General features: G+C 64.5%; 13 protein-coding genes and 1 pseudogene. 2 read left to right on the plus strand and 12 right to left on the minus strand.

All coding sequences use genetic code 11. From position 1 onward, the window contains the following. Window position 1: 1 nt before the first annotated feature. From lhpI to AC1RR3_RS20190, 8 genes and pseudogenes are all read right to left on the minus strand, one after another. A complete protein-coding gene (gene lhpI, locus AC1RR3_RS20155) occupies window positions 2-985 on the minus strand; it encodes a bifunctional Delta(1)-pyrroline-2-carboxylate/Delta(1)-piperideine-2-carboxylate reductase (protein WP_492824852.1) in 984 nt (327 codons plus the stop codon). 19 nt (window positions 986-1004) lie between these two features. After that, a complete protein-coding gene (locus AC1RR3_RS20160; protein WP_492824853.1) occupies window positions 1005-1667 on the minus strand; it encodes a helix-turn-helix domain-containing protein in 663 nt (220 codons plus the stop codon). Between the two features lie 66 nt (window positions 1668-1733). Beyond that, window positions 1734-2963, minus strand: coding sequence for an ABC transporter substrate-binding protein (locus AC1RR3_RS20165; protein WP_492824854.1), 1230 nt, complete (start codon window positions 2961-2963; stop codon window positions 1734-1736). 99 nt (window positions 2964-3062) lie between these two features. Next, a complete protein-coding gene (locus AC1RR3_RS20170) occupies window positions 3063-3962 on the minus strand; it encodes a branched-chain amino acid ABC transporter permease (RefSeq protein ID WP_492825151.1) in 900 nt (299 codons plus the stop codon). Window positions 3963-4100: 138 nt separating this feature from the next. Then, window positions 4101-4976, minus strand: a pseudogene (locus AC1RR3_RS20175) (branched-chain amino acid ABC transporter permease); the annotation flags it as partial. Window positions 4977-4984: 8 nt separating this feature from the next. Next, complete coding sequence (locus AC1RR3_RS20180) at window positions 4985-5686, minus strand: ABC transporter ATP-binding protein (protein ID WP_492824855.1); 702 nt, start codon at window positions 5684-5686, stop codon at window positions 4985-4987. Next, window positions 5679-6440: an ABC transporter ATP-binding protein gene (locus AC1RR3_RS20185; protein ID WP_492824856.1), complete on the minus strand. Its 762-nt coding sequence runs from the start codon at window positions 6438-6440 to the stop codon at window positions 5679-5681. The genes AC1RR3_RS20180 and AC1RR3_RS20185 overlap by 8 nt, the downstream gene beginning before the upstream one ends. A gap of 139 nt (window positions 6441-6579) precedes the next feature. Further along, window positions 6580-7863: an NAD(P)/FAD-dependent oxidoreductase gene (locus AC1RR3_RS20190; RefSeq protein ID WP_492824857.1), complete on the minus strand. Its 1284-nt coding sequence runs from the start codon at window positions 7861-7863 to the stop codon at window positions 6580-6582. 169 nt (window positions 7864-8032) lie between these two features. On the opposite strand from AC1RR3_RS20190, the gene AC1RR3_RS20195 reads away from it, so the two are divergent. Together AC1RR3_RS20195 and amaB are read left to right on the plus strand one after the other, a co-directional pair. Beyond that, window positions 8033-8965, plus strand: coding sequence for a LysR family transcriptional regulator (locus tag AC1RR3_RS20195; protein ID WP_492824858.1), 933 nt, complete (start codon window positions 8033-8035; stop codon window positions 8963-8965). A 232-nt stretch (window positions 8966-9197) separates the two neighbouring features. Next, window positions 9198-10754 carry an L-piperidine-6-carboxylate dehydrogenase gene (gene amaB / locus AC1RR3_RS20200; RefSeq protein ID WP_492824859.1) on the plus strand — a complete coding sequence of 519 codons (1557 nt, stop codon included), beginning with the start codon at window positions 9198-9200 and terminating at the stop codon, window positions 10752-10754. A gap of 59 nt (window positions 10755-10813) precedes the next feature. Here amaB and eutC read toward each other — a convergent pair whose 3' ends face one another. The 4 genes from eutC to AC1RR3_RS20220 are packed head-to-tail and all read right to left on the minus strand — an operon-like array spanning window position 10814 to window position 14697. Beyond that, on the minus strand, window positions 10814-11572 hold the full coding sequence (eutC, locus tag AC1RR3_RS20205) for an ethanolamine ammonia-lyase subunit EutC (RefSeq protein WP_492824860.1): 759 nt from the start codon (window positions 11570-11572) through the stop codon (window positions 10814-10816). A 1-nt stretch (window position 11573) separates the two neighbouring features. Beyond that, entirely contained in the window at window positions 11574-12965 is a 1392-nt protein-coding gene (locus AC1RR3_RS20210) for an ethanolamine ammonia-lyase subunit EutB (RefSeq protein WP_492824861.1), read from the minus strand. A 5-nt stretch (window positions 12966-12970) separates the two neighbouring features. Beyond that, window positions 12971-13762, minus strand: a complete 792-nt coding sequence (gene hisN, locus AC1RR3_RS20215; protein ID WP_492824863.1) for a histidinol-phosphatase — start codon at window positions 13760-13762, stop codon at window positions 12971-12973. Next, entirely contained in the window at window positions 13762-14697 is a 936-nt protein-coding gene (locus tag AC1RR3_RS20220) for a phosphotransferase (protein WP_492824864.1), read from the minus strand. The genes hisN and AC1RR3_RS20220 overlap by 1 nt, the downstream gene beginning before the upstream one ends. Window positions 14698-14703 lie beyond the last annotated feature (6 nt).

The raw sequence follows: 14703 nt of genomic DNA on the forward strand, positions 1-14703 counted from the left end.
GTCAGGCCTTCGTCGTCGTGCGCCCTCGCTCGGGAGGCCGCACGAGGGAACTCGGGTTGGCCAGCAGACTCGCGGCCGTGAGATCCTCGATCGCCGCGCCGACCGATTTGAACAGGGTGATTTCGCTGCGGTCAAGGCGACCCGGTTTGGTGCCATTTGTCAGTTCATGCAGATCGCCGCAGATCCTGTCGGCGCTCCAGCTTCCGGCGGAGATGGGTTGCAGCAGGTCTCCCGCCTCGGCGAGTGCTCCGGCATAGGTATCGACGAAGACGCGGCTGCGCAAAACGGCGTCATCGTCGCTTTCGCGCATCTGCGGCCTGAACGCACCGACGAGGTCGATATGAGTTCCCGGCCGCAGCAGTGCCCCTTTGACCAAAGGCTCGGTCGAGGTCGTGGCGCAGCTGACGATGTCAGCCTGCGGCAGAGCCTCGGCAAGGTCGGCCGCACCGGCTGCGTTGACGCCCTGCCGGGCCAGCGTATCGGCCAGGGCCAGCGCGCGCTCAGGATGGCGTCCCCAGACCAGCACTCTCTCGATCGGACGCACGGCGCAGTGGGCTGCGACAAGGTGAGGTGCAAGATGGCCGGTTCCGACGACCAGCAGCGTGCGGCTGTCGGCGCGCGACAGATAGTCGGAAGCCAGCGCCGAGGCGGCAGCAGTGCGCCGATTGGTCAGGGCTTCGCCGTCGATCATGGCACGCGGCTGGCCGGTCTGGCCATCGAGCAGGAAATAGAGCGACGACACCGCTCCGAGACCGCGTTCGGCATTCTGCGGAAACACCGTGACGAGCTTGACGCCGAGCGCCTCACCGCGGACCCAGGCCGGCATCGTCAGGAGACTGGCGGGCGCGCCGTCGACGCCGACCTCATAGGCCTGTCGCAGCGGCATCGGTTCGCCGTCGCGCCTGAAGGCTTCGCGCAACGCCTCGATCAGCCTGGGAAACGCAAGCGCGGCATGAACGTCGGCAGCGGAGTAACTGCGCAGCATCGGTATCATTCCGTCCTGATCATGAAAGTGCGCTGATGCCGGTGCAAATCCAGATGACTTCGGCATCCTCCTTGCTCAACGACACGATGGCGTGGCCCATCTTGCTGTCGAAATAGGTGCTGTCGCCTACTTCGAGCGTGACGGGAGCATAGAACTCCGTGAAGACCCGGACCGTCCCGGACAGAACGCACAAGAACTCCTCGCCCTCGTGACGCACCCAGCCGGGGAAATCGTCCAGGCTGCGCGCCCTGATCCGCGCCTTGAATGGCAGGATGTGTTTTTGCGACAGGTCGGTCGCCAGAACTTCGTAGTCATACGTATCGGTCGGATGCGGCTTGCCCTCGCCGCGACGGGTGACGCTGCGGCGCCCAAAGGGCGCGCTCTGGCGACGCTGGTCGAACAGCTCGACGATGTCGAGATCGACCCCGCGCGTGATCTTCTGAAGCACGTCATAGGTCGGCGACATCTGGCCGTTCTCGATCTTCGACAGGGTCGAACGCGCAACCCCGGTGCGCTCACTCACCTCTTTCAAGGTCCAGCCCTTGTCGATCCGTACGCGCTTCAGCCTCTGACCGAGATCGTCGCTTGTCTCGGCCGGCGCGACGTCAGCCGAAAAACGCGCCGGCACGATCTCGGCGGCCGCGGTCTCCCTCAGCGACGGTCGCGTCGCAGTCTTCTTCATCGCGGCTCTCTCCCTTGGTATTGCATATGTGCAGCCCCGGCGGCGCGACGCCGCCGGGGCTTCGCCTCACTTCTTTACGAGCGGGCATTCACTCTGGGCAAGAGACTGGAAGGCCTGCTCCCCGGGAACGGTCGCCACGACATTATAATAGTCCCATGGCTGCTTCGATTCGGAGGGTTTCTTGACCTGGACCAGCAGCATGTCGTGGACCATGCGGCCGTCCTCGCGCACCTTGCCGCCCTTGGCGAAGAAGTCGTCCACAGGCAATTCGCGCATCTTGGCAGCCACGGCCTTGGCCTCATCGGTGCCGGCGGCCTGGATCGCCTTGAGATAGTGCCGGATCGAGGAATAGACGCCGGCCTGCGGCGCGGTCGGCATCGCCTTGCGCACCTCGAAGAAGCGCTTGGCGAAGGCGCGTGTCTCGTCGTTCTGGTCCCAATAGAAGCCCTCGATGAACGAGATCCCCTGGGCGGTCGACAGACCTAGCGCGTGGACGTCGGTGATGAACACGACCGGCGCGGAGACGGCCTGGCCACCTGCGATGATGCCGAACTCATTGGCCTGCTTGATCGCGGTCGTCATGTCCTTGCCGGCGGTGGCGAGCACGATGACTTTCGCTTTCGACGCCTGCGCCGGTAGCAAGAACGCCGACAGATCGTTCGCGCCGAACGGATGGCGGACGGTGCCCAGGACCTTGCCGCCATTTGCCGCGATCGCCGCGCTCGCGATCTTCTCGAGCGAATGTCCGAAGGCGAAGTCGGCGGTGATGATGAAGAAGGTGTCGTTGCCCTTGTCGATCAGGGCCTTCATCGGTCCGACCGCATTGGAATAATTGTCGTAGACCCACTGAAAGCCGGTCGGCGAGCACTGCTTGCCTGTCAAATCCGTCGTGCCCGGCGACGAGAACAGCGCGACGCGGTTGGTGTCGCGCGTCAACTGCTGCACCGCCAGTGCAATCGCGCTGTTGGTGACGTCCGAAATCGCGTCGACCTTCTCGTTCTCGATCCAGCGCCGGGCGATGCCGACGCCGATGTCCGCCTTCTGCTGATGATCGGCGCCGATGATCTCGATGGGCTTGCCGAGAACCTTGCCGCCGAAGTCTGCCGCCGCCATCTGCGCCGCCAGGAGCGAGCCAGGTCCGTTCAGGTCGGAATACTGGCCGGACATGTCGGTCAACACGCCGATCTTGACCACGTCGTCGCTGACCTGGGCCGCGGCTTGGCCGCCAACGGCGAACGAACCCAGGCAGAGCGCGGCCGCGATCCCGCGCAAGGATTTGGAAAGCGTCTGTTGCATCATCTATTCCCTGTTTTCAGATCCACTCTCTCGAGCGGGTTTGGCCCGGTCCTGTCGTGCTCCGCCGGACGGCGAAGCTTTTGTTCGAAATGTCGCGGCTCACTCCTGTGGAGTGACCGCCACCTCGCGGAGCGCGGCGGGCGCAGCCGCCGATGTCCGGCGCAGGCGATGCCAGAGCTCGATCAATTCGCCGACGATGCCGCGGCGGAAGGCGAGCACGCAGAGCACGAAGATCAGGCCGTGAATGACGGTGACCCATTGCCCGAATGCGGCCAGATAGTTCTGCATCGCGACGACGATGAAGGCGCCGACGAGCGGCCCGTAGAGGGTGCCGACGCCGCCGAGAAACGTCATCAACAGCACCTCGCCCGACATCGACCAGTGCACGTCGGTGAGGCTGGCGAGCTGGCTGACGATCGCCTTGGTCGACCCCGCAAGCCCCGCCAGCGCCGCCGAGAGCACGAAGGCAACAAGCTTGTAGCGGCCGGTCTCAAAGCCGAGCGATTGGGCGCGCGCGTCGTGATCGCTGATCGCCTTCAACACGCGCCCGAACGGCGACCCCACCAGCCGCATGATCAGGAAGAAGCCGCCGAGGAATATCAGCAGCACGAAGCCGTAGAGATTTGCCGGCTGCGAAAGGTCGATCAGGCCGAACAGCATGCCACGTGGAACGGCCTGCAACCCGTCTTCGCCGCCGGTGAAACGCGCCTGGAGCGCCACGAAATAGACCATCTGCGCGAACGCGAGCGTCACCATCGCGAAGTAGATGCCGCTGCGACGAATGGCGAGCCAGCCGGTGACCAAGCCGAGCATCGCCGCCGTTGCGGTCCCGGCCAGGATCGCAAGTTCGGGAGATAGCCCCCAGATCTTGGCGGCATGGCCGCAGACATAGCCGGCCGAGCCCAGGAACATCGAGTGACCGAAGGAAACCAGCCGTCCGTAACCGGCGACCAGGTTGAAGGCACAGGCGAACAGCGCGAAGATCATCGCCTTCATCATGAAGCCGGGATAGACGACGAGCGGCGCGGCCGCGAGGCAGCAGGCGAGCGCGAGGAAGACCAGCGTCTGCGTACGCGTTGACGGCACAGTCGCCGACAGGCCGGACTGCGGTTGCCCCTGCACCGCATCGAGCTTCGAGCCGAACAATCCCGCGGGACGGATCAGCAGCACCACCGCCATCACGACAAAGACGACCGTCGTCGAGGCCTCGGGATAGAAGGCCTTCGTCAGCCCCTCGATGATGCCGACGAGAAAGCCGGTCACGATCGCGCCCATGATCGAGCCCATGCCGCCGATCACCACCACGGCAAACACGACGATCAGGAGATCTGCGCCCATCAGCGGACTGACCTGGTAGACCGGCGCGGCCAGCACGCCCGCCAGCGCGGCGAGCCCGACGCCGGCGCCGTAGGTCAGCGTGATCATGCGCGGGACGCGGATGCCGAAGGCCTGAACCAGCATCGGGTTTTCGGTCGCGGCGCGCAGATAGGCGCCAAGCTTGGTGCGCTCGATGACGTACCAGGTGCCGAGGCAGATCACGACCGAGGCGGCGATCACCCAGGCCCGATAGTTCGGCAGGAACATGAAGCCGAGATTGCGGCCTCCCGTCAGCGCCTCCGGAATCGTATAGGGCTGGCCGGAGGATCCGAACCAGTTGCTGAAGGCGCCCTGCAGCATCAGCGCGAGACCGAAGGTGAGCAGCATGCCGTAGAGATGGTCGAGCTTGTAAAGGCGCCGCAGCAGCAACACCTCGATCACGATGCTGATCGCACCGACGACGAGCGGCGCCAGGATCAACGCCCACCAATAGCCGATGCCGAGATAATTGAGCAGCAGCCACGCGCCCATCGCGCCCATCATGTACTGCGCGCCATGCGCGAAGTTCACGATGTTCATCATGCCGAAGATCACCGCGAGCCCGAGGCTCAGCATGGCGTAGAAGGCCCCGTTGATCAGCCCGAGCAGGAGCTGGCCATAGAGCACTGCGGAAGGGACGCCGAAGATCGTGGTCATGATGCCCTTTAAAGTCCGAGATAGCTCTTGAGCGCGCCCGACCTGCCTTCGAACTCCGCGCCCGGAATTTCCTCGACGACGCGGCCGAGCTCCACGATATAGTGTCTGTCGGCCAGGCCGGCGGCGAAGCCGACATTCTGCTCGACCAGCAGGATGGTGAAGCCGAGCGCCTTCAGCTCGGTGATCGTCCGGCCGATCTGGCGGATGATCACGGGCGCGAGCCCCTCGGTCGGCTCGTCGAGCAGCAGGATGCGCGCGCCCGTGTGCAGAATGCGCCCGAGCGCCAGCATCTGCTGCTCGCCGCCGGACAGCTTGGTGCCCTGGCTGTCGAGACGCTCCTTCAGGTTCGGAAACAACTTGAGGATCTGCGCGACCGTCATGCCGCCGGCGGCGATTTTCGGCGGCAACAACAGGTTTTCGCGCACGCTCAGGCTCGCGAAGATGCCGCGCTCCTCCGGACAGAAGGCGATGCCCTTGCGCGCGATGTCGTAGGGTGCAGCACCGATGAGTTCGTGGCCATCGAGTGCGATCGAGCCCGAACGCCTGTCCAGCAGCCCCATGATCGCCTTCAGCGTCGTGGTCTTTCCGGCGCCGTTGCGGCCGAGCAGCGTCACCACCTCGCCGGCGCGGATGCTGAAATCCATCCCGTGCAGGACTTTGGACTCGCCGTACCAGGCCTGGAGATTGCCGACCGCGAGACTCTCACTCATGCGCCTGCCCCGTATAGGCAGCCATCACGTCGGCGCGCGAGGAAACGTCGGCATAGCTTCCCTGCGCCAGCACCTCGCCGCGCACCATCACGGTGATGGTGTCGGCAAGCTCGGCGACCACGTTCATGTTGTGCTCGACCAGCAAAACCGTACGGCCCTTGCCGGCCTCGCGGATCAACTGCGTCACCCGCCCGATATCTTCATGACCGAGCCCCGCCATCGGCTCGTCGAGCAGCAGCACGCCGGGCTCCAGCGCGAGCGTCGTCGCCAGCTCAAGCACGCGCTTGCGGCCATAGGAAAGACTGCCCGCCATCGTCCCGGCATAGTCGGACAGGCCGAAGCGCTCGAGCAACGCATCGGTGCGCTCCAGCACGCTACGATGACGCGAAATCCGGCCAAGCAGATTCCAGGCAAGGCCATGCGCGCGCAGCAGCGCCAGCTCGATGTTCTCGCGCACGGTCAGTCCGGCGAACACCGCGGAGATCTGGAAGGATCGCACCACGCTGCGCTTGGCCATCGCCGACATGCTGAGGCGGGTGACGTCCTCGCCATCATGCAGGATCGTGCCGGCCGACGGCGGGAGGAATTTCGTCAGAAGGTTGAACAGGGTGGTCTTGCCAGCCCCGTTCGGGCCGATCACGGCGTGCGTGCTGTTGCGGACAAGGCGGAAGTCGACGCCCTTGACGGCGAAGAAGCCGCCGAACTCGCGGCTCAGGCCGCGGGTCTCCAGAGCGTAAACGGCGCCGTCCGACATGCCTTTGCCCTGCTGACGTCTGGATCACAGATGGACGAAACGCGTTTGGACCAGACCGCGGGTCCATCCTCGATCAAAAGTTTCCTATCGTCAACTTATTTCCTATAGGACTATTTTGTCGCACTTCGGAATTCCAGGTCTACCGCCGCGCCTCGATCAGATGAACGAACTGCGCCCCGACCTCGTACAGCGCCGTCCTCGCGCTCCGGAAGTTCGGCTTGATCGGGGGCGATGCCGGGAGCGGCAGGTCTTTCTCGTCGAGTTGTCCGAGCGCGTAGAGGGCGAGCAACCGCCCGAATGTCGTGCCCGGCGCAATGCCGCGCCCATTGTAGCCGCTGAAGCCGAACACGTTTTCAGCAAGCTTGTGGAAGCGCGGCAGGTGATCGTCAGTCATGCCGATCAGGCCGTACCATTCCGCTTCGAACCTGACGTCGCCGATCTGCGGGAACAGCTTCTTGAGCGCCCGTCGTGCCCAGGATCGATGAACCGCAACACCCGTCCCGCGAAGCGCGCCGCAACTTCCGAACACGAGGCGGCCGGCGCGATCGAAGCGAAACGAACTCAGCACCTCATTGGTGTCCCAGGCGCCCTGCCGTTCGGGAAGAATGGATGCGCGAACGTTGTCGGACAACGGCTGGGTGGCGAAGTTGAAATAGGGAAGATGGATCTGCTCCGTCCTGACCTCGGACCAGGGCCCCGTCGCATAGGCGTCCGTCGCGACGATGACGCGGTCGGCGATGACGTCGCCGCCCGCCGTGTGCAGCTTCCACTTTCCGTCGATCCGCTCGGCCGAGGTTACCGCGCTGCGGGTGAATATCTTCGCGCCGGCATTCACGGCGCTGCGGGCAAGGCCCCGCGCATAAGCCAGCGGCTGGATCGTGCCCGCGCGCCGATCCCACAACGACCCCGTATAGGCCGACGAGCCAATTTTCGCGGCGGTGTCGGCAGCGTTGAGCAACTCGACCGGCGCGCCGCGACGACTCCACTGCGCCACGCGCTGCTCCAGCTCCCTCAACCCCTTGAGCCCGACGGCGCAATGGAGCGTGCCGGCACGTTCCAACTCGCATTCGATGCGGTGGCGCGCGATCAGATCGAACACCAGGCTCGGGGCGTCGCCCAGCAATTGGAGAAGACGCTCGCCGTAATCGCCGCCGAGCACGTCGCCAAGGACGTCCGGCATCACCCACATGCCGGCATTGACCAGGCCGACGTTGCGGCCGGCCCCGCCAAAGCCGATCTCCACCGCCTCGAGCAGCGCGACATTGGCCCCTGCCTCGGCGAGATGGAGCGCGGCCGACAGACCGGTATATCCGCCGCCGATGATGGCCGTGTCGACCCTGATCGATCCGTTCAATCCGCTCGTTTCCGGTGGCGGTGGCGCGGTCAACTCCCAAAGACCGTGGGATCTGGCGTTGTCTAGCATCGGCTCCGATGTCCTCGTCTGTGTCCGCCCGCAGGGTCGCGTTGTCCGAGGCGCGTTGACCGGTTCATTCCAATTCGGCAAGTGAGATGCGACCGTTGCAGGCGTGCCGAATACCTGGACTGCGGGTCCGGGCGGTAATCTAGCGTTGCCAGTTGCGCCGGGCCAAGTCATGTTTGGTCAAGACCTCATTCGGCTGGAGAATGACGTGCAAAGCCCCCGCCGCTTCCTACCCTCACTGCCCCTGCTGACCGCCTTCGAAGCGGCGGCGCGGACCGGGAGCATCACGGCCGCAGCCCGGGAGCTGTCGCTAACGCAGAGCGCGGTGAGCCGCCAGGTCAAGGCGCTGGAGGAACAGCTCGAGGTCGAGCTGTTTCATCGCGAGCGGCAGACCATCCGCCTGACCGTGGGCGGCGACGCCTATGCCCGCGAGATCCGCGATGCGCTGCGCAAGATCAGCACGGCCTCGCTCAATCTGCGCGCCAATCCGTTCGGCGGCACGCTAACCCTCGCAATCCTGCCAACCTTCGGCACACGATGGCTGGCGCCGCGGCTGCCCAAATTCCTTGCGGACAATCCCGGCATCACCATCAACCTGGTCACGCGGTTGTCGCGCTTCGACTTCAGGCTTGAGCCGGTCGACGCCGCGATCCATTTCGGGCGCCCGGAATGGCAGGGGGGCGAACTGGCACTGCTGCGATCGGAGACCGTGATTCCGGCCTGCAGCTCCGAGTTGCGGCGCCAATACGGCTTCAAGGAAGCAAGCGATCTCCGCAAGGCCCCTCTGCTGCATCTAACGACGCGTCCGGACGCCTGGGAGCAATGGCTGACGCTCCACGGCGTCGACGCCCATGCCGTCCATGGCATGCTGCTGGATCAGTTCGCCACCGCATCGCAAGCGGCGATTTCCGGGCTCGGCATCGCGCTGCTTCCCGAATTCCTGATCGAGGAGGAGCTGAGCACCGGCAAGCTGGTGCACGCCCTCGACCTGCCGATGAAAAGCGCCGAGGCCTACTATCTGGCCTGGCCGACCGATCGCGCATCCCATCCGCCACTTGTTGCCTTCCGGGAATGGCTTCTGCTGGAGACAGCACCGGACCGCTGATGGCCTCTCCCCTGACAGAGGCGGGTGCGCCGGCTCATCGCTCCCCCGTGCGCTCAGACCCCTATCATTCGCCCTTGGAATGACTTGTTGAGCTTCTATCGTTTGAAAACGCCTGCTCATTGTCCTCTTTATGAGGTGGGATGGGCCGCCGTTGAGCGAATCCGCCAACGACGCCGTGGCCCATCAAACAGTCCCTTCTTGAATCAACGCCAGCCCCCGGAAAGAGCCTCTCATGTCCGCCACCTCATCCAGTCAGACCGGCAACCTCTCGCTCAAGGCCGAGGTCGACGCGCTGCTGGTTGAACTCGGTGTCGACCCCGGCAGCTACGGCAATGGCACGCTGGCGGCAAAAACCCCGATCACCGGCGAGACCGTGACCCGTGTCAGGGAAATCGATGCCGCCGGCGCGACCTCGGTCATCGACAAGGCTCACGCGGCATTCCTGCAATGGCGCGTTGTCCCCGCCCCCAAGCGCGGCGAGCTCGTTCGGCTCCTTGGCGAAGAGCTTCGCGCCAACAAGCGCGCGCTCGGCCGGCTCGTATCGATCGAGGCCGGCAAGATCGAGTCGGAAGGTCTCGGCGAAGTCCAGGAGATGATCGACATTTGCGACTACGCCGTGGGGCTCTCCCGCCAGCTCTACGGCTTGACGATCGCCACCGAACGACACGAGCACCGCATGGCGGAAACCTGGCATCCGCTCGGCGTCACCGGAATCATCTCGGCGTTCAATTTCCCGGTCGCGGTCTGGGCCTGGAATGCCGCGCTGGCACTGGTCTGCGGCAACAGCATCGTCTGGAAGCCTTCGGAGAAGACCCCTCTCACTGCGCTGGCGACGGACGCGCTGCTCGGGCGCGCGTTGAAGCGCTTCAAGGCCGACGGCGGCGCAGTGCCCGACGGCTTGTCCGCCGTGCTGATCGGAGGGCGCGAGATCGGCGAGGCCCTCGTCAACAACACCAAAGTGCCTCTGGTCTCGGCGACCGGCTCGACCGCGATGGGACGCGCCGTCGCGCCGAAGCTCGCCCAGCGCTTTGCCCGCGCCATTCTGGAACTCGGCGGCAACAATGCCGCGATCGTCACCCCGACGGCCGATCTCGACCTGACGCTGCGCGGCGTTGCCTTCGCGGCCATGGGCACGGCCGGCCAGCGTTGCACCACCCTGCGCCGCCTGTTCGTTCACGAGAGCGTCTATGACAGCTTCGTGCCGCGGCTGAAGAAGGTCTATGCGTCCGTTTCGGTCGGCAATCCTCTCTCCGGCAACCTGGTCGGGCCCCTCATCGACGGCCTTGCCTACGAGGCGATGCAGCGAGCGCTCGGCGAAGCCAAGGCCGCGGGTGCGGCCATTGTCGGCGGCGATCGCGTCACCGTTGCCGATGCAGACGCGGCCTTCTACGTTCGCCCTGCGCTGGTTGAGATCGGCGGACAGACCGGCTCGGTCGAGCGCGAGACCTTTGCGCCGATCCTCTATGTCATCAAGTACCGCGATTTCGATGCCGTGATCGAATTGCACAATGCCGTTCCGCAAGGCCTGTCGTCGTCGATCTTCACCAACGATCTGCGCGAGGCCGAAGCCTTCCTGTCGGCGCGCGGTTCCGATTGCGGCATCGCCAACGTGAACATCGGCCCCTCGGGCGCCGAGATCGGCGGCGCGTTCGGCGGCGAGAAGGAAACCGGCGGTGGGCGTGAATCCGGATCGGACGCGTGGAAGGCCTATATGCGCCGCGCCACCAACACCATTAATTTTGGCCGCACGCTGCCGCTCGCCCAGGGCGTCAAGTTCGACGTGGATTAACTGCAACTCGCCATGAAGGCGGCGCCGCGGGTATCTTTGGGCCGGCGACTGTCCGAACGTCAGTCGCGCGGCAGTCCCATCAAGGCATCCCTCAATCCAACTCCGCTGATACCTGTCCGCAGCATCTCCGCGACCAGCACCACCACTCCGTCAACTGCGCGGTCGATGGCAAGTCCGCCGGCACGGATGTTGGATATGCAATTCCTTCTTGAATCGGGCGTGCCCGGCCGCGGCGAGCAGGTCACATAGACGCCGACGCTGTCGGCGGCCGAAAGGCCGGGCCGCTCCCCAATGATCACGATGGAGATCCTCGCCCCCACGATCTCCGCGATGGGATCGCCGAGTGCGACGCGCGACTGCGATGCCAGAACCAGGGGAGCTATGGAAAGCTGCCGCGCTGATAGGCGGCCGACGAGTGCCCGCACCAACGGCACGGCATTTGTATCGATCGCGCTCGCAGACAAGCCGTCCGCAACGACGATCAGGACGTCATAGTCCGAGCGGAAGCCCGCGAGGCGCTCTGCCGCCTGCAACGAGAGCTTTCGGCCCAAATCCGGACGACGGACATAGCTGGCGCGATCATCAGCCTGGCTTTCGACGTCGACGATTCCCACCCCAAGGTCAGCCAGCCCGGATCGAACCGACGCCCAGTCGACTTCAGACCAGACCGCCTGGCGGGCGCGCGCATGATCGAGCAGGAACGACTGCGCTGCCCGGGTCGGCAGTCCCGCGCCGAACCGGCCGAGGAGCACCCGTGCCTGCGTCATCTCCCGAAGATCGAATGACGTCGCGGGCGTTCGATCGAGTTCGTCCGTCATGTCAGGCTCCGAGCAGCCGGGCATCCGCCATATAATTCGCAAGCCTCGGCGGCGCCTCCAGAAGCCTACCCGCTCCGTCGGTCAGCCCGATGTCAAGCAGCCATCGTTCGAACTCCGGTGCTGGCGGCCGCTTCAAAGTCTCGCGGCAATAGACCGCGTCATGATGCGCGAGCGACTGGTAGTTCAGCATCACGTCGTCGGCGCCGGGCACGGTGATGACGAAGTTGACGTTGGCCGCACAGAGCAGCGTCAACAGAGCGTCCATGTCCTCCTGGTCGGCATCCGCGTGGTTGGTGTAGCAGACGTCCACGCCCATGGGTAAGCCGAGCAGCTTGCCGCAGAAATGATCTTCGAGGCCGGCGCGGATGATCTGCTTGCCATTGAAGAGATATTCCGGGCCGATAAAGCCCACGACGGTATTGACCAGCAGAGGGCTGAACTCGCGCGCCACCGCATAGGCGCGGGCCTCCATGGTCTGCTGATCGACACCGAAATTCGCGTCGGCCGAGAGTGCGGCGCCCTGCCCGGTCTCGAAATACATCAGGCTGGCGTCGATGGCGCCGCGACCGAGACTGCGTACGGCCTCATGAGCCTCCTTCAGCAGCGATAGACTGACGCCAAACCCCTCATTGGCTTTCTGCGACCCTGCAATCGACTGGAACACCAGATCCACCGGCGCCTTCGCCGCAATCGCCTTCATCGCCGTCGTCACGTGGCCGAGGCAGCAGGTCTGCGTTGGAATGGAGAGGCGCGCGCGCAACTCGTCCAGCAGCGAAACGATGCGGATATAATCATCCACGGTATCAGTTGCCGGATTGACGCCGATCACGGCGTCACCCGATCCCATCAGGAGACCGTCGATCGCCGACGCGGCAATGCCGTAGGAATCATCGGTCGGATGGTTGGGCTGATTGCGTGTCGAAAGCCGTCCCTTGAGGCCGATCGTCGATCGGAATCGCGTGACCACCTCCCGCTTGGACGCCACCGAAATCAGGTCCTGCAGCCGCATGATCTTCGAGACCGCGGCCACCATCTCGGGCGTCAAACCGGGCGCCACGGCCTCAAGCAATTGCGGGGTCGTCTCCGGCTTGAGCAACCATTCGCGGAATTCCCCGACGGTCAGCGATGAGACGATCGCGAAGGCCGCCTCATCATGGCGCTCCATGATAAGGCGCGAGACCTCATCGGTCTCGACCGGGATCAACGCCTCGGCGAGGAAGGCCTTGAGTGGCAGATCCGCGAGCGCCATCTGCGCGGCAAGTCGCTCGACCGGTCCTTCCGCGGCGATGCCGGCAAGCTGATCGCCCGACCGCTCCGGTGTCGCCTTGGCCAGGAGATCTCTGAGGTCGGCAAAGCCATAGACCGTCCCGTCGATGGTTGTCTTGTACGGCATGATCGCTACCCGCGGATGAGGGCGAGCGCGTCCGCATGCAACCTTGGCGTGGCAGCCGCCAACACACGCCCTTCCGAACGAATTGTGAGCGGACGTCCCGCCCAGTCCGTGATGCAACCTCCGGCGCCCTGCACGATTGGAATCAGCGCCATGTAATCATGCGGCTGAAGGCCGGTTTCGAGAACGATGTCGCAGTGCCCCGACGCCAGCAGGCCATAGATGTAACAATCCCCGCCAAAGCGGCGCAATCTCGCAGCGCGCGAAATCCGTTCGAACGCCTCTGCATCGCCGCGGTTGGCGAACATGTCGGGCGACGTCGTGTAGAAGCGCGCATCCGCGATGCGCTCGCACGCGCTGGTCCGCGCCGATCCGCTGCCGAACAGGGCCTGACCCGGCCTTCCTGTCCACCGCTCTCCCGTGAAGGGAACGTCGATCAAGCCGCAGAACGGCTGCTCCTGATAGGTCAATGCAATCAGCGTACCGAACAGGGGAAAGCCGGTGATGAAGCTCTTGGTGCCGTCGATCGGATCGACGATCCAGGTGAAGGCGCCGCCCGGCTTGCCCCCGATCTCCTCACCGATAATTCCATGTTCCGGAAAGCGTTGCTCGATCCTCTCCCTGAGACGCAGCTCGACGGTGCGATCGGCAATCGTCACCGGGCTGTCATCGGATTTGGAAACAACCTCCAGCGGCGTCCGGAAATAGGACAGCACGATGGGCCTGACCAGATCCGCAAGTTCGGCCGCAAAGGACAGGTAGACCTCGGTATCGTCTGCCGCAACGGCTGGGTGTGCCATCACAGCGCCTTCAGGAACAATGGCCATCGCGGATCTTGGATGATGGAGCGGGCCCGCATGTGCTTCCATATGCCGTACTTGTAGAAGTCGAAGTCCAGTGTCGAGATGCGGTTCTGCACCATCGCCCAGGTGCTCCACTTGATATCGGCGAGCGCCTTGTGAATGATGAAGCGCGCGTGCCACTGCTTGTTGCAGGAGCCGAAATACTCCTCGATGATTTCCTGTTCGATATCCTCGGAGAAGAAGTGCTCCCCGCTCCAGATCGCGAGGTCGTAGAGCCTCTCGTTGTTGGACGCATATTCGAAGTCGATCAGCTTGATCGACCTGTCCTCCCCTACGAGGAAATTCCCCGGCATCGGATCGTTGAAGCATGGCACGAGATCGAGCCCGGCCGCTTCGAGCGCCGCACGGGCCTGCCCGTACTGACGGTGGAGCCAGGCATGATCTTCCGGCCAGTAGCCGCCAAGCTGTCGCACCTGCTCATAATGCTCGTCGATCATGTCGAACACGGTCTTGGTCAGCGGGAGCGGCCGGCCTTCGTGAAAACGGCGGTACATCCTGACGACGCTGGCGCGAAACCGCGGGTCGACGCAATCGCGATGGGTCGATGCCCGCCGGTCATCCAGGAACTCGGACACCTCGATGTCCAAATGATCCAGATAATCGAAGGTCCGGGGCCCGACCGCCATGATCTCCGCTTGCTTGCTTGCGGCCCGCGCCGCGCGGCGATCGATGAACATCTCGGTGCCGCGGCCGGGTATCTTGACGAAATATCCGACCGGGTCGCCTTCGACCGCGACACGAAAATTGGTGTTGCTGATGCCGCCCGACACCGGCCTGTATGTCAGACGAGCCCCCTTCCAGGCATCCACCTGAACAATCGCCGTCTCCAACGCCCGTTCGGCATCGGACCGGCCTGCCCCTACCTCCATCATCACCTT

This window comes from Bradyrhizobium sp. GW821-FHT13H05 (assembly GCF_058804065.1).

Coding starts and splice junctions, on each gene's coding strand:
- lhpI (WP_492824852.1), bottom strand. CDS start 985: ATGCTGCGCAGTTACTCCGCTGCCGACGTTCATGCCGCGCTTGCGTTT.
- AC1RR3_RS20160 (WP_492824853.1), bottom strand. CDS start 1,667: ATGAAGAAGACTGCGACGCGACCGTCGCTGAGGGAGACCGCGGCCGCC.
- AC1RR3_RS20165 (WP_492824854.1), bottom strand. CDS start 2,963: ATGCAACAGACGCTTTCCAAATCCTTGCGCGGGATCGCGGCCGCGCTC.
- AC1RR3_RS20170 (WP_492825151.1), bottom strand. CDS start 3,962: ATGATGAAGGCGATGATCTTCGCGCTGTTCGCCTGTGCCTTCAACCTG.
- AC1RR3_RS20180 (WP_492824855.1), bottom strand. CDS start 5,686: ATGAGTGAGAGTCTCGCGGTCGGCAATCTCCAGGCCTGGTACGGCGAG.
- AC1RR3_RS20185 (WP_492824856.1), bottom strand. CDS start 6,440: ATGTCGGACGGCGCCGTTTACGCTCTGGAGACCCGCGGCCTGAGCCGC.
- AC1RR3_RS20190 (WP_492824857.1), bottom strand. CDS start 7,863: ATGCTAGACAACGCCAGATCCCACGGTCTTTGGGAGTTGACCGCGCCA.
- AC1RR3_RS20195 (WP_492824858.1), top strand. CDS start 8,033: ATGTTTGGTCAAGACCTCATTCGGCTGGAGAATGACGTGCAAAGCCCC.
- amaB (WP_492824859.1), top strand. CDS start 9,198: ATGTCCGCCACCTCATCCAGTCAGACCGGCAACCTCTCGCTCAAGGCC.
- eutC (WP_492824860.1), bottom strand. CDS start 11,572: ATGACGGACGAACTCGATCGAACGCCCGCGACGTCATTCGATCTTCGG.
- AC1RR3_RS20210 (WP_492824861.1), bottom strand. CDS start 12,965: ATGCCGTACAAGACAACCATCGACGGGACGGTCTATGGCTTTGCCGAC.
- hisN (WP_492824863.1), bottom strand. CDS start 13,762: ATGGCACACCCAGCCGTTGCGGCAGACGATACCGAGGTCTACCTGTCC.
- AC1RR3_RS20220 (WP_492824864.1), bottom strand. CDS start 14,697: ATGATGGAGGTAGGGGCAGGCCGGTCCGATGCCGAACGGGCGTTGGAG.